Genomic DNA, 21,128 nt, shown 5'->3' with positions numbered 1-21,128 from the left:
TTATCAGAAAACCAGGCGTGATATCGCAACCAGAGGGCGTTCTTCCGGTGGCGACAGGCGTCTTGCGGCAGTGCACCGGCAGCCAGCCTTTAGCACCCGGCGGCTTGGCTCACGCGCACATGGGCGCGCGGGCGCTCGTACCGCAACCTGGTATTACGTATAGGTCAGGCCGATCGCTTTGTTTCTAAATCACCGGTCAAGACAACGCGCATAATTTTCCGTCGCCATTTCCTTATTTTGTTGCGCAGTCCAAGAGTATAGGTGGTGAGAATTGACGGATATTGACGCGGAAAACTGCGGTACATCAGTCCCGATGGGTCTTCTCCTCCAGAAGACTCAGACACAAAAGACGGCCCTGCGATGGGGGATGTCAGGTGGACGGCAAATTGAGGGGAAACGCGATGAAATCCACAAGAATGGTGCTGGTCCTGTCTTCATTGGCGGCCTTGTCCGCGGCACCGGCCCTGGCCGACGGCCCGGCGCCGCACTGGGCCTATGCGGGCCATGGCGGACCTTCGGAATGGGGGCACCTGTCGCCGGACTTCGCCGCCTGCGAGGTCGGCAAGGCCCAATCGCCCATCGACATCACGGACGCCATTCCGGCCAAGCTGGGTCCTGTGGCTGTCACCTACAAGGCGCTGGGCGTCAGTGTCATCAATAACGGTCATACGATTCAGGCCAATGCCCAGGCTGGCAATTACATCGAACTGGAAGGCAAGCGGTTCGACCTTCTGCAGTTCCATTTCCATCATCCCAGCGAACATTCCATCAATGGCAAGGCGGCCCCGATGGAGGTGCATCTGGTCCACAAGAATGCCCAGACGGGCGAACTGGCGGTGTTGGGGGTGATGATGATGCCGGGGGCCGCGAATGCCGCCGTCACCGCCGTGTGGAACGTCATGCCCTCGACCGAAGGAGAGGCGAAGCCGGCGCAACCGGTCGTCCTGGATACGACAGCCCTTCTGCCGTCGTCGCGTGACTATTATCGATACGAGGGATCGCTGACCACGCCGCCCTGCGCCGAAGTGGTGCATTGGGTGGAACTGAAGCAGCCGATCACCGTCACCCAGGCGGATATCGACAAGTTCGCCGCCCTGTTTGCCAACAACGCCCGGCCTTTGCAGCCGGCCAATCGTCGGTTCGTGCTGGATTCGGCCGGCAAGTAGGTCGCGGCCCGGCGGGGAGGGAGGGCTTCTTTTCCCGCCGGGTTTCACGGGGATGGTCGCGGGGTTCAGTGGTGCGCGTCCTCTGCAACCGGGGGGATACGCCCTTTCGACCACCCCCGTTATCCACAATCCATCCACAGGCGTTGGGGCTTCCCCCCGCCGTCCATTGTGCTAGGCTACGGCATCCACCCCCTATATCTAGTGTTGGTGACATGTCCCTGCTGACGCCGAACCCGGTTTACAAGCCTTTCCGCTATCCCTGGGCCTACGAGGCCTGGCTGACCCAGCAGCGAATCCACTGGCTGCCGGAGGAAGTGCCGCTGGCCGATGACGTCAAGGACTGGCGCAACAACCTGACGGATGGCGAGCGGAACCTGCTGACGCAGATTTTCCGCTTCTTCACGCAGGCCGACGTGGAAGTGAACAATTGCTACATGCGGCATTACAGCCGCGTGTTCCAGCCAACCGAGGTCTGCATGATGCTGGCCGCCTTCTCCGCCATGGAGACGGTGCATATCGCGGCCTACAGCCATCTGCTGGACACGATCGGCATGCCGGAGGTGGAGTATTCCGCGTTCCTTCATTACAAGGCGATGAAGGACAAGTACGACTACATGCATGAATTCAATGTCGACAGCAAAAAGGACATTGCCAAGACGCTGGCCGTGTTCGGCGCCTTTACCGAGGGGCTGCAGCTGTTCGCCAGCTTCGCCATCCTGATGAACTTCCCCCGCTTCGGGAAGATGAAGGGCATGGGCCAGATCGTCACCTGGTCTGTGCGCGATGAAAGCCTGCACACGCAGTCGATCATCCAGCTGTTCAAGACCTTCATCTCCGAAAACCCCGAAGTCTGGGATGAGGAGTTCCAGCGCGAGCTGTATGTGGCATGCGAGACCATCGTGCATCACGAGGATGCCTTCATCGACCTGGCCTTTGAAATGGGTGCGGTGAAGGGTCTGGATGGCGAGGATGTGAAGAAATACATCCGCTATATCGCCGACCGCCGTCTGGCCCAGCTGGGCTTACAGCCGATCTACAAGACCGACAAGAACCCGCTGCCCTGGATGGATGCCATCCTGAACGGCGTGGAGCACACCAACTTCTTCGAAAACCGCGCCACGGAATATTCCAAGGCGGCGACGAAGGGATCGTGGGAAGACGCGTTCGCGGATTGATCACGCGAACACCCGTAAAAAGGCAAAGGCCGCGCGTCCCATCGGGTGCGCGGCCTTTGCCTTTTCGGGCCCGTCACTTCTTCGGCAGTTTCGCCGTCAGCTTGATCTCCGTGATGCCCGTGTCGGGGACCAGACGGGTGATGCCGATGGCGGTCCAGGCGGGGTAGGGTGCCTTGATATAGTTCTTCTTCACGGCCACGAAAGCATCCAGCTGCCCCGGCACGTCGGTGTGGAAGGTGGTCATGTCCACCACATCGTCCCAGGTCAGGCCGGCGCGGGTCAGGATGGTGGTCAGCCTTTCCATGGCGCGGGTATAGGCGACCTTCAAGTCCGTCTCCCCCGGCCGCAGCCCGGCCACCACGCCCGACAGATAGGCTGTGTCGCCGGTGATGACAGCGTCGGCAAAGCCCCATTCGTTGAAAACGGCCAATGCGCGCGGATCTTCAGGCATCAGCACTGTCGCTTCCTGCCGCGCCCCGGCCAGGGCAGGGGCAGACAGGGCGAGCAGGGATGCTGCGAACAGAGCGGAGCGGAACATGAAAAATCCTTCGGCATGGTTAACGCCGAAGGATTAGCAGAAGCATCATTGCCTGACTGTTTCAGCCTGTAACGGGCCGGTTTCATACCAATCTCCCTTGCTCGTGACCGACCAAGGGAGATTTCGTGTTCCCTCAGGTGCCGGGCGCCGCCATCCGGCGGCTTGGCTTGCGGCGCACGGGCGCCGGCCTCCAAGGATCATGGACAATGACCCTTGGTTTAGCCGACCTTGCCGCCCCATTCCGTCAGGAAGGCGCGGATCTTGGCCACGTCATGGCCCTTGCCCTTGTCGGCGGGCAGCTCCAGCGCGCCGGTATCCTGGCTGTGCAGCAGCTTGCCATCCGCATCCAGCACGAACAGATGCGGATAGCCTGCCACGGCCGGGTATTGCGACAGGAACGCCTTGTTCTGGTTCACCTTCGTGTCGTAATGCACCTTCAGCGTCACGAAGGCGGCATCGCGCTGCGCGGCCAGATCGGCATTGCTGGCGAAGGTGCCGTCCAGCAGCTTGCACCAGATGCACCAATCGCCGCCGACATCGATCAGCACGCGCTTGCCCGACGCCTTGGCCTCAGCCAGTGCGTCCTTCAGGTCGGCGGCCGGATCGCGGGCCGGGTCGAATTTTTCGGACCAGACGGCGCCCGTGGCGGCGACAGCCTGCATGACGGGGGCGGACAGAAGGCCGGCGGCGACGGGCAGGGCCAGCAGGGTGCGGCGCAGAAGGCGGATGCGCATCGGGCGCTCCATGGTTCGGGGCGTTGGGGGTCAGGACAGGCCGACGGTCAGATCACAGGCGGTGGACCCGATGCCGCGGTTGAAGAAGCGGATGACCATGCCGCCGGCATCCCGCACGACCAGCACCTGCGTCTGGCCGGGGCCCAGCGACATCTGCCGGCCTGTGGCGGCCAGCGTGCTTTCCGTGATGGAATATTCCAGCACGCAGCGCTTGTTGCCCTTGTTCTCAAAGGTTACATCGCCGGGGCCGGGGATCTTGAACTCAAAGCTCTTGCCCACGGTGAAATCGACACGGCCCTGGCAGGGATTGTCCTTCTGCACCTCGCAGCCATACTCGCCCTGCGGCGGGCGGGGGCCGGCCTGCTGGGCCGTCGCGGCGGCGACGCCGGCAAGGCCGGACAGCAGGAGAAGGGCGGACAGGGTCAGGCTGCGGGACATGGGTGGGGCAACTCCTGCATCGGGTCTGGGAATCAATAGACCCGCCGGCACTGGCGCGGCAAGGCCCATCCCTTCACGGCTGTTACCCCACGCGGCTGGCGCCGCCCCTCAAACGCCGGCGCCAACATCCGTTGGCTTGGCTCACGCGGCACGGGCCGCGCGGCGGCGGTCGCCGCCGATCCACCGGCCATCCGGGATGACCGGTGGTATCACCCCACGCAACTGGCGCGGAACAGGGTGGAGGGGCGCACCAGCTCCTCCTGCGCGGCGATGATCTGCAATTCGCGCTGGCCGCTGTCGCGCGTGGCGCGGAACACGGCATAGATGGCCGACGCCGCATGCGACAGGGCCGACGCCCCGTCACCGGTTTCCAGGAATTTGGCCAGGAACAGGGCCGCCACGCAGTCGCCGGCCCCATTGGGCAAGGGCGACAGGTCCAGGCGCGGCGTGTCCACCAGGAAGGCGCCCTCCGGCCCGTCCAGCAGCATTTCGATGCGGTCGCCGGCGGCGTCCGCGCGCGTCAGACTGGTCACCATCACCCAGCGCGGCCCCAGCCGGCGGGCCAGCCGCGTGGCCGCCAGGGCAGAAGCCAGGTCGGTGACCGTCATTCCGGTCAGATATTCCAGCTCGAACTGGTTGGGGGTGATGATGTCGGCCTGCGGCACGGCGCGGTCGCGGAAGAATTCCGGGATGCCGGGGCGCACGAAGAAGCCGCGGCCGACATCGCCCATCACCGGATCGCAGCAATAAAGCGCGTCCACCTTGCCCCGCTTCACCCGCTCCACCGCGGACAGGACGACGTCGCCCAGGGTTGCATCGCCCATATAACCGGTCAGCACGGCGTGCACGCCATCCATGGCGCCGCGCGCCTCCACCCCCTTCAGGACGTCGGCAATATGGTCCGGCGGCAGCACCATGCCGGTCCAGGCGCCATAGCCTGTGTGGTTGGAAAACTGTACAGTGTTGACGGCAATGGCATCGAAGCCCAGCCTTTCCAGGGGGAAAACGGCGGCACGATTGCCGACATGCCCGAAGGCGACGTGGGACTGGATGGTCAGAATGGTCCGCATCGGCATCACCGTTTACTTGTCCTTCCCCTTTGCTACGCCCACCATCGACCTACCTTCAATGCCCAATGCGTCACCCGGACACTGTGCGGTGCATCACTGCCATTGACGACGGTTTGCGCGCCACCATTGCTACAGCCATCTTCCCCCAAATGGGGTAATCCAATCGTCTGAGGATATGACATCCATGACCAGCCTTCGCGATGCCAAGATCAAGACCCGCGTCCTGATCGGCTTTGGTGTGTTGCTGGCCCTGCTGGTCATCCTGACCGGCATCGGCATGCAGAAGGTCAGCCTGATCGAACACAGCCTGACCCAGATCAACGAGGTCAATGGCGTCAAGCAGCGCTACGCCATCAATTTCCGCGGCAGCGTGCATGACCGCGCCATTGCGCTGCGCGATGTGGTGCTGGTGGATGATCCCAAGATCATGGACCAGATCGTGGGCGATATCCGCAAGCTGGAAGCCGCCTATGCGGAGTCGGCCAAGAAGCTGGACGCCATGTTCGCCGCCCGCACCGACATCCTGCCGGAGGAACGCCAGATCCTGACCTCCATCAAGGAGATCGAGGCCAAGACCCTGCCCGGCATCGAGAAGGTGATCGAGCTGCACCGGGCCGGCAAGACACCGGAAGCGCGCGAGCTGCTGCTGTCGACGGTGCGCCTGGATCTGGTCGAATGGCTGGCCCGCATCAATCGCTTCATCGACAAGCAGGAACGCGACAACACCATCATCGGTGACGCCACCCGCAGCCAGGCGCGCGGCTTTTCCCAGCTGATGCTGATCGTCTGCGGCTTCTGTCTGCTGGTGGGCGGCGGCTTCGGCTGGTGGACTGTCGGTTCCATCCTGCCACTGCGCCGCCTGACCGACAGCATGCTGCGTCTGGCCGAAGGCGATCTGTCCACGGAAATCCCGGAATCCCGTTCCCAGAACGAGGTGGGCGACATCACGTCGGCCGTGCAGGTGTTCAAGCGCAACGCCCTGGAGGCGCGCAACCTGCGTGACGAGCAGACCGCCGCGGAGGCGCGGGCCAAGCAGGCGCGCCAGGCTGAGATGGCCGCCCTGGCCCAGCGGTTTGAGGATGATGTGAAGGCGGTGGTGACGGCGGTCGGCACCTCTTCGGCCCATATCCGGGAATCGGCCGAGATGCTGAAGACAACGGCCGGCAATACGGGCGAACGCGTGGACACGGTGGAGAGTTCCGCCACCCAGGCGACCGAGAATGTGCAGTCGGTGGCCAGTGCCGCCGGCCAATTGGCCAATTCCATCCAGGAGATCGCCCGCCAGATTGAGGATACCGCCGCCCGGACCCAGCGGGCAGCCGAACAGGCTGCTGTCACCAACGAGATCGTGGATGGCCTGTCGACCAAGGCGGAACGCATCGGCGACGTGCTGGGCCTGATCAGCGACATTGCCAGCCAGACCAACCTGCTGGCGCTCAACGCCACCATCGAGGCGGCGCGGGCGGGAGAGGCCGGCAAGGGCTTTGCCGTCGTGGCGTCGGAGGTGAAGATACTGGCCAGCCAGACGGCACGCGCCACGGATGATATTGCCCAGCATATCAACGAAATCCAGTCGGCCACGGGCGAGGCGGTGCGCGCCATCAAGGAGATCGCGACCACCGTCGGTCAGGTCAACCAGATATCCTCTGCCATCGCGGCAGCCGTGGAGGAACAGAACGCCGCCACCAACGAGATCGCCCGAAGCGCCCGCGATGCCTCACGCGGGGTGGAAACCGTGACCATGGCGGTGGTCGATGTGCGCGAAGGCACCAACCAGACCGATGCCGAATCGCGTCAGTTGCTGACGGCATCGGCGGAGCTGTCCGGCCATGCCGAGGCGTTGAAGACCCAGGTCGACCGTTTCCTGACGTCCGTGCGGTCGGGGACCTGACGGCGGGTTGCCGCCCTGGGGGTGGTCGGTTAGGGTGGGGCCGTTCGACAGACCGGGATACCGCCATGACCCTCCGCCCCCGCCGTTCCGCCCTGTACATGCCCGGTGCCAATGCCCGCGCCCTGGACAAGGCCCGTACGCTTGCCGCCGACGTCCTGATCCTGGATCTGGAGGATTCGGTCGCGCCCGACGCCAAGGACATGGCCCGCGCCCAGGTGATGGAGGCCGTGCACCAGGGTGGCTATGGCAGCCGGGAGTTGGTGATCCGGGTCAATGGCATTGACACCCCCTGGGGCCACGCTGACCTGACGGCCGCCGCCCTGTCGGGTGCCGATGCCGTGCTGGTGCCCAAGGTGGACAGTGCCGAAGGCGTACGTCTGGCCGATCGTGTGCTGCGGGCCGCCGGTGCGCCGGACAATCTGCGCCTGTGGGTGATGATGGAGACGCCGCGTGCCATGCTGGCGGCTGCTGAGATTGCGGGCGCCTGTCCGCGGCTGGAATGCCTGGTCATGGGCACATCGGACCTGACCAAGGACCTGAACGCGCTGGTCACGCGCGACCGCCTGCCCATGGTGACCGGTCTGGGCCTGTGCATGCTGGCCGCCCGCGCCCATGGGCTGACGGCGCTGGACGGTGTGCATGTCGATCTGGACGATGCCGAAGGCTTCGCCGCCGCCTGCCGCCAGGGCCGCGAGCTGGGCTTCGACGGCAAGACCCTGATCCATCCCAAGCAGTTGGACGCCGCCAACGCGGCCTTCGCGCCGACGGCCGAGGAAGTGGCCCGGGCCCGGCGCATCATCGCCGCCCATGCGGAGGCCGCCGCCGCCGGCAAGGGCATCACCGTCGTCGACGGCAAGCTGGTCGAGGCGCTGCATGTGGAAACGGCCCGGCGCACGGTGGCGCTGGGCGAGGTGGTTGGGGTCGGTTGACGGCAATCCCCCGGTCCCGGCGGGGGTGTCTGGCCCCCGCCGGGAAGGTGACTTAATTCACCACGCTGACGGCGCGGCGGTTCTGCTGCCAGACATCGGCGCCGGAACCGGCCACGGCCGGGCGTTCCTTGCCGAAGCTGATGGTCTGAAGGCGGTTGCCATCGACACCGGCCGCAGCCAGATAGCGGCGCACGCTGTCGGCGCGCTTCTGACCCAGGGCCAGATTGTATTCGCGCGTCCCGCGCTCGTCGCAATGGCCTTCGATGGTCAGGGTCACGGCCGGATTGGCGCGCAGGAACGCTGCCTGCTTGTCCAGCGTGGCGGCCCCTTCCGGTGACACTTCGAACTGGTCCAGGGAAAAGAAGACCCGGTCGCCGATCTGCGCCAGCTGCTGCTGGGGCGAGAGGTTGGACAGGTCCTGTCGCTCCACGCCGCCAGTGCCGGTGCCTGTGCTGCCGGGGAACGGCGTGCTGTAGCCGGTGCCGGTGGTGCTGGCGCTCTGTTCACTGTCGCGGACAGAGGAGCAGGCCGCCAGCAGCATCATCGGCGCCAGCAGCAGGATATTCTTCAGCTTCATTTCTTGATCTCTCATTCCCAGATGTTTTCCGCCGGCAATGCCGACAGCCCCACATCATCCAAGCCTGCGATTGCGGCGGGACTTGGACCAAAGCCGGGCCTGTGTTGGGCATGCAGACGGCCGATCCGCAGAGGCCAGGGAAGATGGCACGGATCGACCATTCAGTGGCGGCCGGATCAGGCGTGGCCGATATCCCCGGAAAGCATAGACAGGTTGATACCCAGCGTCGCCAGCGCACGCTCCCACTTATGGTCCAGGTCCGGGTCGAACAGGATCGCATCGTTGGCCGGGGCGTGCAGCCAGCCATTCTGCTGCATCTCCTGGTCCAGCTGGCCGGGGCCCCAGCCGGCATAGCCCAGGGCCAGGATGGCGCGTTCCGGTCCCCGCCCGTCGGCCACGGCGCGCAGGATGTCGACGGTGGCGGTCAGCACTGCCTGGTCATTCACCTGCATGCTGCCTTCGCGGTTGTAATCCGGGGAATGCAGCACGAAACCCCGGCCTGATTCGACCGGCCCGCCGAAATGGACCCGCAATTCGCGCGCGGGCTTGGACACGTCGATATCCAGCTGGCGGAGAAGGTGGGCGAAATCGATGCCGTCGAACGGCTTGTTGACCACCAGCCCCATGGCCCCGTCGGCATTGTGCGCACAGATGAAGATCACGGATTTTTCAAACCGTGGATCGGGCATCTGCGGCATGGCGATCAGAAGCTGGCCGGTAAGCGACGTCAGGGATTTCTTGGCGGATTTCGGCATGGGCGTGGGCCGGGCTGTCGATATCGGCGTTGATCATAGCAGTGCCAGCGGCTGATGGGCGGAAAATCGCCTTTCCCCTTTCCCTTGTCCTGCCCCCGCCGGTGGCCTAGAACCATTCCATCCGTTGTCATCAACATTCCCCCCAAGGAGGATCACCAGATGAGCGTTAAGGTTGGCGACCGCGTCCCGTCGGTTACCCTGAAGCACCTGACCGAATCCGGCATGCAGGAAGTCAGCACCGACGACCTGTTCAAGGGCAAGAAGGTCGTGCTGTTCTCCGTGCCCGGCGCCTTCACGCCGACCTGCTCTGCCAAGCATCTGCCGGGCTTTGTGGAGAATGCGGAAGCCATCAAGGCCAAGGGCGTGGAAGACATCGTCTGCCTGGCCGTGAACGATCCGTTCGTCATGCAGGCCTGGGGCAAGGTCAACAATGTCGCCGGCAAGGTCACCATGCTGCCCGACGGCAATGGCGCCCTGACCAAGGCCCTGGGCCTGGAGATGGACGGTACGGCCTATAATCTGGGCCATCGCGGCCAGCGTTTCGCCCTGGTGGCCGAAGACGGCGTCATCACCAAGCTGGAAGTGGAAAAGCCCGGCGCCTTCGAGGTGTCGAGCGCCGAGCATGTGCTGAAGCAGCTCTGATCCGCGTCGGCCAGGCGGGGTTCCGCTTCTGGTTGATCATGGAAAGCCGGGCCGGTGGCGTTGATGCCCCGGCCCGGTTTGCGTTTGTGGGGCTTCCGCTCAAGCCTCCCGGCGGTGGAAGGCCAGAATGAAGGCGCGGATGGCCGCCGCCAGGGACCGTCCGGGACCGGCGCGGCGGGCGACCATCTCCACCAGATGCGCGGTCATCACGCCTTCATCCTGGGCGATGCCGTCCAGGACCAGCCACAGGTCTGTCGGCAGGCGGACCGGCGTCAGGTCGCCATCGACCAGGAACCGGCGTTCGTGCCCGCCGATCGCCCGCTCCACGCGATCCAGGGCGTAGGCCAGCGCCTCGCTGTGCCCGTCGTTGCCATCGTTTGCGGCCACCAGATGGGGTTTGCGGGTCATCATGCGGCCTTTCGCGTGGGTTGGCGGATCTGAAACTGCACATGCAGGCCGTCTTCCGGCGGGCCCAGCGTCACGCCGCCATGGGGCCGCAGCTCTTCCAGCGTCCCCGACAGGGGATGCATCTCGAAGGTGAGAACCAGCGCGACGGCGATGGCCATCAGCTCCGCCATGGCCAGATGCATGCCGATGCAGGTGCGCGCGCCGGCACCGAAGGGGATATAGGCGAACTTGTCATGGGCCGGCCGGCCCATGAACCGCTCCGGCTTCAGGGTCAGCGGGTCCGGCCACAGGTCTGGCTGTCGATGCAGGGCCCAGGGGCAGAGCAGGATGGTGGCGCCGGCCGGCACTGTGACGCCGTCGATCCTGTCGGGTCCCATGGCGGTGCGGGCATACCACCAGGCCGACGGGTACAGCCGCAGCAATTCCGACACCAGGGCCTTGGTGCGTGGCAGGTCACGCAGACGGGACACGGGAATGTCACCGGACGACGGGTCGACAGCCGCCTCCGCCTCCGCCCGCACCCAGCGGGCAAGGTCGGGCCGTGCGGCCAGCGTATAGGTCAGCCAGCCCGCCAGGCTGGCCGTCGTCTCGAATCCGGCGACCATCATGGTCACCGCCTCGTCCAGCAAGGCCTGCCGTCCGTAACGATCCGCCAGCGCCCCCATCCCGGCCAGGACACCGCCTCCGCCCTGAGAAATCTCCTCCACCACGCCGACAATGTCGGTGATGGCCCGGCGGAAACGGCGGTTGGCGGGTGTGGGCAGGATGGCGTCCAGGTCGATCAGGCGCCACATCGTCTCTGAAATGCGCTGATGTGCGACGGTGCAGGCCCGGTAGACGGTTTCGGCCTGCGCGTGGGTCATTTCCGCCTGGAACAGCGCAGCCACGGCCATGCGCATGGCAATACGGCCCATGGTTTCGTGCAGGGACACAGGGTATCCGGCCATGCGTGTCAGGGTGACGATCTCCCGCGACAGCACGCCCATGGCCATTTCCAGGCCGCGGTTCAGGGCGGTGGGGGTGAAGGCGGGTTTGGCGGCTTCGCGGGCATGGGCCCAGCGATCGCCACCCGCCGCCGTCACCATGCTTTCCCCGAACAGGGGACGCAGGCGCCCGGCTTCCCGCCCCTTGCTGTAATTGTCGCGATTGTCCAGCAGCACCTGGCGGACGGCCGACGGCCGGGCCAGGAACAGGGTGGGGCGATGGGCGAACCGCGCCTTCAGCGGCGTGTCCCGCCCGATCAGGGTGCGTTCGGCAAAGCCCAGGGGGTCGCCGGCGAAATCCGGCAGGTCGCCCAGAAGCAGGCGGGAAGTATCGGCCAGCATGGTGATTTCCCTTCAAGCGGCAGTGCGGTCGGACAGCGGCGCCTGGCTGCTGTTCGCGATCCGCAGGGCGGGTTCGATCAGGGCGCTGATCAGCACGGCACGGACATCGCCATGGCTGGACTGCCCGACGATGACGGGCCCCAGATCACGCGTGACGGTCACTCCGCATTGGCGCAGGAACCGTTCGAACGGCGGTTCGGTCAGGGCGATCAGGCGGGAGGCACCCAGCAGCGCCCCCTGGGTCATACCGGCGCGGACCAGGGCACGGGCCATGACCAGATGGTCGGGATGATCGGGATCCGCGGCGAAGCGGCTCACCTCCCACACCTCGGTTGATCGCGGCATGCCGTCGGGCAGCAGATGCGCGAAGCTGCGTTCCAGCAGATAGGGACCGGTTGTCGGCAGCATCCGCAGATAGGCGACGACGCGGCCCCGGTCGGTGGCGGCCAGATGCACGGCCAGCCGGTCCAGGGGGTCGATCTCCAGCAGGTCGATCGATGCCACTTCCCAGCCCAGTTTCTCCCGGAACACGCGGTGGCGCAGACGCCACGCCTGGGCCATCAGTTCCGGTGCGTCACCCGCCCTGTAACATTCGATTTTCCTCAGCATCCCATGTCTCCCCTCTGTCCGGGGGGAGTAGGCCAAAGTTCAGACCCGCATATCACTGTCTGTTCAGACAGGGGCGGATGTGATTATCATGACAACTCCAACGATTAACTGCCTGCTAGAATGCTCACGCTTGATGAGGCCCTAGGCGAGATACAGGCATGCGACGACCTCGACCGCCTGGAGACCACTTTTCTGGCCATTTCCCGCCGGCTGGGCTTTGATAGCTTCAGCTATATCGACGTCCGTCGGATGCACGAGACGGACGCCATGCCGTTTTTCCAGACGAATGTGCGTGACGATTTCGCACGCCTTTACCGGGATGAAGGCTTCTTCGTGCATGACCCCGTCGCCACCCGCGCCGCCACCTCGAACACGCCTTTCCGATGGGCCGATATCGCGGAATTCAGCAACCCCGTGACCAAGCGCGGTGTGAAGTCGAAGTCACGCAAGGTGCTGGAGGTGGCGTTCGATCATGGGCTGACGGAAGGCTATGTACTACCCGTGCATGCCATGGACGCCCATGGGCGCCCGGCCTCCTCGCTGATCTCCCTGTTCTGGACGGACCGGGCGGAGGCCATGGTCCTGGGGCAGGCCATCCCCAACTGGTTCCGGCTGGTGGCCCTGTCCTATCATGAACGCGTGCTGGCCCTGCGCGGGGCCCGCGACGGCGTGACGGAGCCGCCTCCGCCCCTGACGGACCGGGAGCGCGACTGCCTGCTGTGGGCCTGCCGGGGCAAGACCAATGCCGAGACGGGGATCATCCTCAACATCTCGGAACGCACCGTGAAATTCCATATGGAAAACGCCATGCAGAAGCTGGGCGTCCATAACAAGTTCCACGCCATCGCCATGGCGATCCATCTGGGGATCATCGCGCCTTAGGGGCGGCGGGGTAGTGGGGTCAGCCCCGTCCGGCCAGCAGGCTTTCGGCGGCGGCGCGGGCGGCCTGCGTGATTTCGGCACCCGACAGCATGCGGGCCACCTCTTCCAGCCGTTCCTGTGGCGACAGGGTAATGACCTCCGTCGCGGTACGGCCGGCGGTGACCTTCTTGCGCACGTTCCAGTGATGGGCGCCGCGGGCCGCCACCTGCGGGCTGTGGGTGACGACCAGGACCTGCAGGTCGTGCTGCCCCAGCCGTGCCAGACGTTCGCCGATGGCGTCAGCCACGGCCCCGCCCACACCGGTATCCACTTCGTCGAAGACCAGGGTCGGGACGGTGCCGACCTGGGCCAGGACCACCTTCAGCGCCAGCATGAAGCGCGCCAGCTCGCCACCCGACGCGATCTTGGCCAGCGGGCCCGGCGGCGTGCCGGGATTGGTGGCAACCTGGAAGGCGATGTCATCAATGCCGGCCGCACTCCACCCTTCCTCGCCCACCGGCTCCACCTTGGTGGCAAAACGGGCTTTCTCCAGGCGCAGGGGCTTCAGTTCGGCCGCGACAGCCTGATCCAGCTTGGCGGCGGCCTTGGACCGGGTAGCGGACAGCGCGCGGGCTGCCTCCAGATAACTGGCCTTGGCGCTTTCCGCCTGGGCGGCCAGTCTGGCCAGAAGGTCGCCCTGGTCTTCGATCAGGTTCAGCTTGGCCGCCATGGCTGCGCGCAGGGTCACCAGACCATCGACATCGGTGCCATGCTTGCGGGCGGCAGCGCGCAGGGCGAACAGCCGCTCCTCGATCTTGTCCAGGTTGCCGCCATCGCCATCCATGTCGGCCGCGAAGCCCTGAATGGCGCGCGACGCCTCTCCGACCTCGTTGGCGGCCTCATCCAGCACGGCGATCACCGGGTCCAGCCGTCCACCGGCCTTGTCGGCGATGCGCGACAGGGTGCGCAGCGCCGACGCCAGCGCCCGTTCCGCCCCACGCTCGCCCGACAGTTCCGTCGACGCCTGGGTCAGGCTTTCGATCAGCTTCTCCCGATGCTGAAGCACGACGCGCTGTTCGGCCAGTTGCGTCTCCTCACCTTCCTGCGGGGAAAGCTGGTCCAGCTCCTCCACCGCGTGGCGCAGGTAATCCTCCTCGGCACGGGCGCGGGATGCGTCGGCGGCGGCCGTCAGCCGGGCCTGTTCCACCTGCCGCCAGGCGCGCCAGGATGCCGCCACCTTCTGCCCCTGACCGGAAAGCTGGGCATAGTCGTCCAGCAGGTCGCGGTGCGTGCGCGGGTCCAGCAGGCCGTGCGTGTCGAACTGGCCATGCACCTCCACCAGCGTTTCGCCCAGGCGGCGCAGCAGGGTCACGCCCACCGGCTGGTCATTCACGAAGCAGCGGGAGCGGCCGTCATTGGTGAGTGTGCGGCGGATGACCAGCGTGTCCTCCACCTCCAGCTCCTGCTCACGCAGGATGGCGAAGGCGGGGTGGTCGCCGCGGCGGCCCAGATCGAATTCTGCGGTGACGCTGGCCTGTTCGCTGCCATGGCGGACCAGGGAACTGTCACCGCGGGCACCCAGCGCCAGACCCAGCGCATCCAGCAGGATGGATTTGCCGGCGCCCGTTTCACCGGTCAGCACGCACAGGCCAGGTTGGAACGCCAGCGTCAGGCGTTCGATCAGGACGACGTCGCGGATCGAGATTGTGACGAGCATGCTGGCGCCAGGATCAAGGGAAGGGGATCAGAACATCCAGTCGATCGCCCGGCTCAGCAGCGACGGCTTCTCGCCGCTGTCCGCACGATTGATCAGGGCATAGGTGTCCTGGTACCAGACCGAACCGGGATAATTATGACCCAGCAGGGCGGCATTCACCTGGGCTTCCTCGCGGATGCCCAACGCCAGATAGGCTTCCACCAGACGGTGCAGTGCCTCCGGTGCGTGGCTGGTACCCTGATATTCGTCGACCACCCGGCGGAAGCGCTTGATGGCGGCCATGTATTCGCCGGTGTTCAGATAGAAACGGCCGACCTCCATGTCCTTGCCGGCCAGATGATCGTTGGTCAGGTCGATCTTCAGGCGCGCATCACGGGCATAGGGGCTGGCCGGGAAGCGGCGGACCACCTCCTGCAGATTCTTCAGCGCCTCATACGTCGTACTCTGGTCGCGACGGACGTCGGAGATGCGTTCGTAATTGCACAGTGCCTTCAGATAGAAGGCATAGGCGGCATTGCGGTTGCCCGGATGCAGGGCGATGAAGCGATCCAGCGTGGTGATCGCATCATCGTACTTCAGCGCCTGATAGTGCGAATAGGCCGCCATCAGCTGCGCCCGCACAGCCCACTGGCTGTAGGGGTGCTGGCGTTCGACCTCGTCGAACAGCAGGGCCGCCTTGGTGTAATTGTGATTGTCGATGGCGTTGCCCGCCTCGGCGTAGATCTGCTCCACCGGGCGTTCGACATAGGGCAACTCGTCCTTCTTGCCGGCGCAGGCCGTAAGAAGCAGGAAGGCCGCCGGCGCCAACAGGCGGGTGACGGAGCGGAGGCGGGGCGAACGTTCGGTGCGAAGCATCGGCAAGGACAACCAAGCAGCAAGCATGAATGCGGGATGCCTTATAGCACGCACGGGATGGCATGCGCCAAGCGGCAAACATCGTCTCCCGGCGCGCATCGGCGCTTTTCCCAGAACATGATGGCAAATCAGGGCGGAAGCATGGCAGTTCGGGGCCAGCCTTTCAGATGCGCTCAGTTCTCTGCGCGGTGGCTGGCGACTTCCGGCTGGGACTCCGGCATCAGCTGTTGCAGTGCCTGGTTGAAGCGCCGGCGCAGATCCTCGCCCACAGGGCCAGGGCGGAAACAGACATGCAGGCTCTTGTTCTCCAGCGCCCGCACATTGAAACGCAGCGTGCCCGCGAAGCCGGCCAGTTCCGGCGTGGTCTTCAGCAGATATGAAAGGACATTGCTGTCGATGACCACCATGTCCAGGCGACCGGCAGCCAGTTTGCGCAGATTTGTCACATCATCGACGGCGGGTTCGACCGTCAGGCGCCCCTCTGCCGCCGCCCGATCGAAGGCGTCGGTATTGACATAGCCCCGCACGGTGCCGATGCGCCGCGTGGCCAGATCCTTCAGATCCCGCCAGGGGATGGGATTGTCCACCTGTTCGGCGAACCCCAGCGGGCTGCTGCCAATGGCATGCGACAGCAGGCAGCGGCCGGACTCAATGGCCGACGTCCGGTATTCAGGAAAGTAGCCGGCAAAGGTTTCATCCCCCAGGCCGGCGGCAACGGCACGCTGCCATGGCAGGAATTCAACCTCCACCCGGAACCCGGCCAAGGCCAGGGCACTGGTGACGATTGCGGTGGAAAGACCCTTGCCATCCAGGTTGGGACCACTGAATGGCGGCCAGTTGGCGGTTGCCAGGCGGACGGGGGGCTGTGTCGTCTGCTGGGCGCGCGCCATCGGGCTGTACAACAACGACAGACACACGCACAGCATCGTCATCGCAGCACCCCGGTGCGGGGCGGCATGCGGTCTGTGCGCCGGCCGTCGCGTCATCGATCCCCCATTTCGTCGGATCGATAATGCGCCGCAGCATAGTTCCGTCCAGTTAAGATCCTGTGAAAGACAAAGGGGAGAAAGCGGCGTTGGCCACTTTCTCCCCTTTGCCGGGATACCTTGGTCGTGTCGTGCCGGGGGAGGCCCCGCCGTCAAGCGACGGCGGCGCGGTCCGTCCAGACCGGCGCATCCTCTCGCCGCCATGCCGTCTCGTCGGCGAACATGGCGCGCAGCAGGGCATTGTTCATGGCATGGCCCGGCCGCGTGCCCTGGAAATGGCCCAGGATCTGACCGCCGGCCAGATACAGGTCACCCACCGCGTCCAGCAGCTTGTGCCGGATGAATTCATCCGCGTGGCGCAGGCCGCCGGGGTTCAGCACCCGGTCACCCTCGATCACGATGGCATTGTCCAACGACCCGCCCAGACCCAGGCCGGCCTTGCGCATGGCCTCGACCTCATGCGCGAAGCCGAAGGTGCGGCTGTCGGCGACTTCCGTCTTGAACGAACCGTCGGCCAGCCGCAGGAAGCCTTCCTGCCGGCGGATCAGGGCCGTATTGTCATAGATGATCTCCGCCCGGAAGGTGGAGACAGGCGACGGTGACAGGCTGACGGCCTTGTCGCCATCCTGCACGCGCACGTCCTTCAGCACGCGGATCAGGCGGCGCGGCTGGTCCTGCACCTTGATGCCGGCACATTCGACCAGGAAAACGAACGGGGCTGAGCTGCCATCCATGATGGGCAGTTCGGCGGCGTCCACCTCCACAATGGCATTGTCGATGCCGCAGCCCCGCAAAGCCGCCATCAGATGTTCCACGGTGCCGACCGCGGCACCCTGGTCATTGGTCAGCAATGTGCAAAGGCGGGTGTCGGAAACCAAATCCCAACGTGCCGGAATGACGGCGCGGGCCAGCGGAAGATCGGAGCGGACAAACACGATGCCGTGATCGACCGGTGCCGGACGCAGGATCATACGGACACGACGGCCCGTATGAAGGCCGACGCCGGAGCAGTGGATATTGGTGTTCAGCGTCTGTTGCCAGGACATGGGATTGTCCCTTTCTCGATGCGTCAGTATGCGCCCCCTGACACGAAGAGTCACGCCATGGACGCTACCCTTTCGGGCTGCAACGTCATCCCACCTACGTTGCAATGCGATATCGCGTTATCTCCGCAGCCTCACAATGGCCCCGTTGAGAGCAAGATACAAATCACTCTTTATTACGAATTGTTACGACACTCAACGGCAAGTCTCTGATTTGTCGTCACAATTCTGACCAAATTTCGCCTGGAAAACAACAAAGGGGCCGGTCCCCGCCGGACCGGCCCCTTGTTTGCAGTGCGATAAACCCCTGATATTGAACGAAGTTCATCGCTATTCGGCCGGACCGGGAGGCCGGGTCGCCAGACCCCGTCCCCCGGCTGCCATCCGGTCAGTTGGCCTGGCGACGCAGGAAGGCCGGGATGTCCAGCATTTCCTCTTCGCTCTGTGCGGTCTTCGCCCGCGGAGCCTGTTCGGCGGTCGGGGCCGTGGGCTGCGGGGCCGGACGGGCCGTGGCGGCCTGATTGTGGAACTGCGGGGCCGGTGCGGTCGGCATCGGCGCCGGCTGGCGCGGTGCCGGCTGCGGGGACGGGCTGCCACCGCCGAACAGCTTGGCAAACAGGCCACGCTTCTCCGGCTGCGGGGCCGGCGGGACGAAGCGTTCGGGGGCGGCCGGCTGGCTGCTGCGCGGTGCGCCTTCGGCCGGCCGCGGCGGGATGAAGGCGTCGTCGCGGCGGGCCGGGGCGGCCGGGCGGACCACCATGTCCACCGGGCGCAGTTCATGCTGCGGATGCTGCGGGGCCGGCGCCTCGGTGACCGGCTGTTCCATGGCCGGGGCCTCGGCAACGGCGGCAGCCGGGGCCGCCACCGGCATCGGGGCCGGCTGCATGGGGGCGAAACCGCCAGCCGGGACGCCGGGGATGGCGGCCGGCTGCAGCGTCGGACGGGCCGGGATCGGGTTGACCGGTGTCGTGGCGGCCGGGGCGATCGCGGGGCTGGGGGCCGGGGCCGGCGCGACGCGGCGGCCGGTGACCACCTGAAGCTGCGGCTGGGCGACCGGCGGACGCTGCTGCACGGCATTGTCGATGCCGGTGGCGACGACGGACACCCGCATCTTGCCGGACATGTTCTCGTCGAAGGTGGAACCGAAGATGATGTTGGCTTCGGGGTCGACCTCGTCGCGGATGCGGTTGGCGGCCTCGTCCACCTCGAACAGGGTCATGTCATGACCGCCCGTGATGTTGATAAGCACGCCGCGCGCACCCTTCATGCTGATATCGTCCAGCAGCGGGTTGTTGATGGCGGCCTCGGCGGCGTCGATGGCGCGGCGGTCGCTCTCGGACTCGCCTGTGCCCATCATGGCCTTGCCCATCTCGCTCATGACCGTGCGGATGTCGGCGAAGTCCAGGTTGATCAGGCCGGGCATGACCATCAGGTCGGTCACGCCGCGCACGCCGGCATGCAGCACGTCGTCGGCCATCTTGAAGGCGTCGGCAAACGTCGTCTTCTCGTTGGCGATGCGGAACAGGTTCTGGTTGGGGATGATCAGCAGCGTGTCCACATACTGGGCCAACTCGCTGATGCCGCTTTCGGCGGTGCGCATGCGGTGTGCGCCTTCGAAATTGAAGGGCTTGGTCACGACGCCGACGGTCAGGATGCCCTGTTCACGCGCAGCGCGCGCGATGACGGGGGCCGCACCCGTGCCGGTGCCGCCGCCCATGCCGGCGGTGATGAAGCACATGTTGGTGCCCGACAGATGGCCCAGGATCTCTTCCAGCTGCTCCTCGGCGGCGGCGCGGCCCACGTCGGGGCGCGAACCGGCACCCAGGCCGCGGGTGATGGTGGAGCCAAGCTGGACCCGCTTGGAGGCCAGGTTGCCCTGCAGCGCCTGCGCGTCGGTGTTGGCCACCACGAACTCGACCCCTTCCAGATTGGAACGGATCATGTTGTTGACGGCGTTGCCACCGGCGCCACCGACACCGAAGACGGTGATGCGGGGCTTGGTCTGTACTTCGACGCTGGGGATACCGAGTTTGATGCTCATCTGGCGGAACTCCTCTGGCGGGGGAGGTTATTGCTTCGGCGGGAAGCAGGCGGGAAGGGCGGAGGACAGGCGGCGGGTCATCAGAGATTCTCCCGCAGCCAGCCATTGACGCGGCCCCACAGCCCGGACGGCTTGTCCGGATTGGAGGCCAGCACCGGCAATTCGTGGTTCTGCTGCATGGCATAGGCCAGCAGCCCGGCGGCCGACGCGAAGGCCGGGCCGGAAACATTGGTGGCCAGCCCGCCGATGCGCAGCGGTCGGCCCAGGCGGACCTGCTTGTCCAGCACATTGGCGGCCAGTTCGCGCGCGCCTGACAGCTGGCTGGCGCCACCCGTCAGCACGACGCGGCGGCCGGCGGCCTTGGCAAAGCCGGAATGGTCCAGGCGGCCATGCACCAGTTCGAAAATCTCTTCCATGCGCGGCTGGATGATGCCGACCAGAAGCGATTTCGGCACATGGTTGGTCTGGCCGCGCTCCTCTTCCCCCACCTGGGGGACGTCGATCATCTCCCGCTCGTCCGACACGGCGGAGACGGCACTGCCATAAAGGGTCTTCAAGCGTTCGGCCTGGGCCACGGGCGTGGTCAGGCCACGGGCGATATCGTTGGTGACATGCACGCCGCCCAGCGGGATGCTGTCGCACCAGACCATCTTGCCATCATTGAACACGGCCATGCTGGTCGTGCCGCCGCCCATGTCGATGACGGTGACGCCCAGTTCCATCTCATCCTCGACCAGGCAGGACAGGCCGGCGGCATAGGGGCTGGTGACAAAGCTTTCCACGCCCAGATGGCAGCGGCCAACGCAGGTCGACAGGTTGCGCACCGGGCCGGCGGCGGCCGTGACCACATTCATGCGCACGCCCAGCCGTTCGCCGACCATGCCGCGCGGGTCACGGATGCCCTTGGTCCCGTCAATGGCATAGCCCACGGGGATGGAATGGATCAGTTCCGCATCGGGCGACACGTCCAGCTTGCGCGCCTCCGCCAGGGCGCGGCGCACATCGGCATCGCCGATCTCCGCCCCGCTGACCGCCGTCTCCGCCGTCAGGGTCTGGCTCTCCGGCTGGCCGCCGGACAGGCTGACCAGCACCTCGCGGATCTGCTCACCCGCCATGGTTTCGGCCGCATGCACGGTCGTGCCGATGGCCGTCTCCGCCGCTTCCATGTCGACAATGCCGCCGGAACGCACACCGCGGCTGACCTGATGGCCGATGCCGATGACGCGGATGCTGCCCGGATCATCGACCTTGGCGATGAAGCAGACAACCTTGGTCGAGCCGACGTCGAGCGCGGCGATGGTGCCGCCGCGCGGGACCTTGCGGGACTTGGTTCGGGTGTTGAGGGCGCCGGGAAATGCCATTTCGCTG

General features: G+C 65.6%; 21 protein-coding genes. 6 read left to right on the top strand and 15 right to left on the bottom strand.

Going from position 1 to position 21,128, the window contains the following annotated elements; translation table 11 throughout:
- Window positions 1-401: 401 nt before the first annotated feature.
- Both ACODTW_RS04945 and ACODTW_RS04940 read left to right on the top strand, forming a co-directional pair.
- Entirely contained in the window at window positions 402-1,166 is a 765-nt protein-coding gene (locus ACODTW_RS04945; RefSeq protein ID WP_488944818.1) for a carbonic anhydrase, read from the top strand.
- Window positions 1,167-1,378: 212 nt separating this feature from the next.
- Complete coding sequence (locus ACODTW_RS04940; protein WP_488944817.1) at window positions 1,379-2,341, top strand: ribonucleotide-diphosphate reductase subunit beta; 963 nt, start codon at window positions 1,379-1,381, stop codon at window positions 2,339-2,341.
- Window positions 2,342-2,414: 73 nt separating this feature from the next.
- Here ACODTW_RS04940 and ACODTW_RS04935 read toward each other — a convergent pair whose 3' ends face one another.
- From ACODTW_RS04935 to pdxY, 4 genes are all read right to left on the bottom strand, one after another.
- Window positions 2,415-2,879, bottom strand: a complete 465-nt coding sequence (locus ACODTW_RS04935) for a Rid family hydrolase (RefSeq protein ID WP_488944816.1) — start codon at window positions 2,877-2,879, stop codon at window positions 2,415-2,417.
- Between the two features lie 218 nt (window positions 2,880-3,097).
- Window positions 3,098-3,613, bottom strand: coding sequence for a thioredoxin family protein (locus ACODTW_RS04930; RefSeq protein ID WP_488944815.1), 516 nt, complete (start codon window positions 3,611-3,613; stop codon window positions 3,098-3,100).
- Between the two features lie 30 nt (window positions 3,614-3,643).
- Window positions 3,644-4,051 carry a hypothetical protein gene (locus ACODTW_RS04925; RefSeq protein WP_488944814.1) on the bottom strand — a complete coding sequence of 136 codons (408 nt, stop codon included), beginning with the start codon at window positions 4,049-4,051 and terminating at the stop codon, window positions 3,644-3,646.
- A gap of 209 nt (window positions 4,052-4,260) precedes the next feature.
- Window positions 4,261-5,121 carry a pyridoxal kinase PdxY gene (gene pdxY / locus ACODTW_RS04920; RefSeq protein WP_488944812.1) on the bottom strand — a complete coding sequence of 287 codons (861 nt, stop codon included), beginning with the start codon at window positions 5,119-5,121 and terminating at the stop codon, window positions 4,261-4,263.
- A gap of 184 nt (window positions 5,122-5,305) precedes the next feature.
- Between pdxY and ACODTW_RS04915 the strand changes: the two genes are divergently transcribed.
- Both ACODTW_RS04915 and ACODTW_RS04910 read left to right on the top strand, forming a co-directional pair.
- The gene (locus ACODTW_RS04915) at window positions 5,306-7,012 is read left to right on the top strand and encodes a methyl-accepting chemotaxis protein (RefSeq protein WP_488944811.1); all 1,707 of its coding nucleotides are present in this window, start codon (window positions 5,306-5,308) and stop codon (window positions 7,010-7,012) included.
- Window positions 7,013-7,077: 65 nt separating this feature from the next.
- Window positions 7,078-7,941 carry an HpcH/HpaI aldolase/citrate lyase family protein gene (locus ACODTW_RS04910; RefSeq protein WP_488944810.1) on the top strand — a complete coding sequence of 288 codons (864 nt, stop codon included), beginning with the start codon at window positions 7,078-7,080 and terminating at the stop codon, window positions 7,939-7,941.
- A gap of 52 nt (window positions 7,942-7,993) precedes the next feature.
- Here the strand turns inward: ACODTW_RS04910 and pal are convergent, their stop codons facing one another.
- Both pal and ACODTW_RS04900 read right to left on the bottom strand, forming a co-directional pair.
- Complete coding sequence (pal, locus tag ACODTW_RS04905) at window positions 7,994-8,518, bottom strand: peptidoglycan-associated lipoprotein Pal (protein ID WP_488944809.1); 525 nt, start codon at window positions 8,516-8,518, stop codon at window positions 7,994-7,996.
- Between the two features lie 176 nt (window positions 8,519-8,694).
- The gene (locus ACODTW_RS04900; RefSeq protein WP_488944808.1) at window positions 8,695-9,273 is read right to left on the bottom strand and encodes a YqgE/AlgH family protein; all 579 of its coding nucleotides are present in this window, start codon (window positions 9,271-9,273) and stop codon (window positions 8,695-8,697) included.
- Between the two features lie 159 nt (window positions 9,274-9,432).
- Here ACODTW_RS04900 and ACODTW_RS04895 point away from each other — a divergent pair, with 159 nt between their 5' ends.
- Window positions 9,433-9,915: a peroxiredoxin gene (locus ACODTW_RS04895; RefSeq protein ID WP_488944807.1), complete on the top strand. Its 483-nt coding sequence runs from the start codon at window positions 9,433-9,435 to the stop codon at window positions 9,913-9,915.
- A gap of 99 nt (window positions 9,916-10,014) precedes the next feature.
- Here the strand turns inward: ACODTW_RS04895 and ACODTW_RS04890 are convergent, their stop codons facing one another.
- The 3 genes from ACODTW_RS04890 to ACODTW_RS04880 are packed head-to-tail and all read right to left on the bottom strand — an operon-like array spanning window position 10,015 to window position 12,257.
- Window positions 10,015-10,326, bottom strand: a complete 312-nt coding sequence (locus ACODTW_RS04890; RefSeq protein WP_488944806.1) for a ribbon-helix-helix domain-containing protein — start codon at window positions 10,324-10,326, stop codon at window positions 10,015-10,017.
- Window positions 10,323-11,648, bottom strand: a complete 1,326-nt coding sequence (locus ACODTW_RS04885; protein ID WP_488944805.1) for a cytochrome P450 — start codon at window positions 11,646-11,648, stop codon at window positions 10,323-10,325. The genes ACODTW_RS04890 and ACODTW_RS04885 overlap by 4 nt, the downstream gene beginning before the upstream one ends.
- A 12-nt stretch (window positions 11,649-11,660) precedes the next feature.
- Window positions 11,661-12,257: an acyl-homoserine-lactone synthase gene (locus ACODTW_RS04880; RefSeq protein ID WP_488944803.1), complete on the bottom strand. Its 597-nt coding sequence runs from the start codon at window positions 12,255-12,257 to the stop codon at window positions 11,661-11,663.
- A 120-nt stretch (window positions 12,258-12,377) separates the two neighbouring features.
- Between ACODTW_RS04880 and ACODTW_RS04875 the strand changes: the two genes are divergently transcribed.
- The gene (locus ACODTW_RS04875; RefSeq protein ID WP_488944802.1) at window positions 12,378-13,139 is read left to right on the top strand and encodes a LuxR C-terminal-related transcriptional regulator; all 762 of its coding nucleotides are present in this window, start codon (window positions 12,378-12,380) and stop codon (window positions 13,137-13,139) included.
- A 19-nt stretch (window positions 13,140-13,158) separates the two neighbouring features.
- Here ACODTW_RS04875 and recN read toward each other — a convergent pair whose 3' ends face one another.
- The 6 genes from recN to ftsA all read right to left on the bottom strand — a co-directional run bounded on the left by recN (window position 13,159) and on the right by ftsA (window position 21,121).
- Window positions 13,159-14,835, bottom strand: coding sequence for a DNA repair protein RecN (recN, locus tag ACODTW_RS04870; protein ID WP_488944801.1), 1,677 nt, complete (start codon window positions 14,833-14,835; stop codon window positions 13,159-13,161).
- A gap of 27 nt (window positions 14,836-14,862) precedes the next feature.
- The gene (locus ACODTW_RS04865) at window positions 14,863-15,690 is read right to left on the bottom strand and encodes an outer membrane protein assembly factor BamD (RefSeq protein ID WP_488944800.1); all 828 of its coding nucleotides are present in this window, start codon (window positions 15,688-15,690) and stop codon (window positions 14,863-14,865) included.
- A gap of 173 nt (window positions 15,691-15,863) precedes the next feature.
- Window positions 15,864-16,622, bottom strand: coding sequence for a substrate-binding periplasmic protein (locus ACODTW_RS04860; protein ID WP_488944799.1), 759 nt, complete (start codon window positions 16,620-16,622; stop codon window positions 15,864-15,866).
- A gap of 206 nt (window positions 16,623-16,828) precedes the next feature.
- Entirely contained in the window at window positions 16,829-17,722 is an 894-nt protein-coding gene (gene lpxC / locus ACODTW_RS04855) for a UDP-3-O-acyl-N-acetylglucosamine deacetylase (protein ID WP_488944798.1), read from the bottom strand.
- Between the two features lie 385 nt (window positions 17,723-18,107).
- Entirely contained in the window at window positions 18,108-19,760 is a 1,653-nt protein-coding gene (gene ftsZ / locus ACODTW_RS04850) for a cell division protein FtsZ (protein WP_488944797.1), read from the bottom strand.
- A gap of 80 nt (window positions 19,761-19,840) precedes the next feature.
- On the bottom strand, window positions 19,841-21,121 hold the full coding sequence (gene ftsA / locus ACODTW_RS04845; protein WP_488944796.1) for a cell division protein FtsA: 1,281 nt from the start codon (window positions 21,119-21,121) through the stop codon (window positions 19,841-19,843).
- Window positions 21,122-21,128 lie beyond the last annotated feature (7 nt).

This window comes from Niveispirillum sp. FG148 (assembly GCF_057809655.1).
The sequence above is the reverse complement of the archived record's forward strand: the minus strand, read 5'-3'. Positions and strand labels throughout refer to the sequence as shown.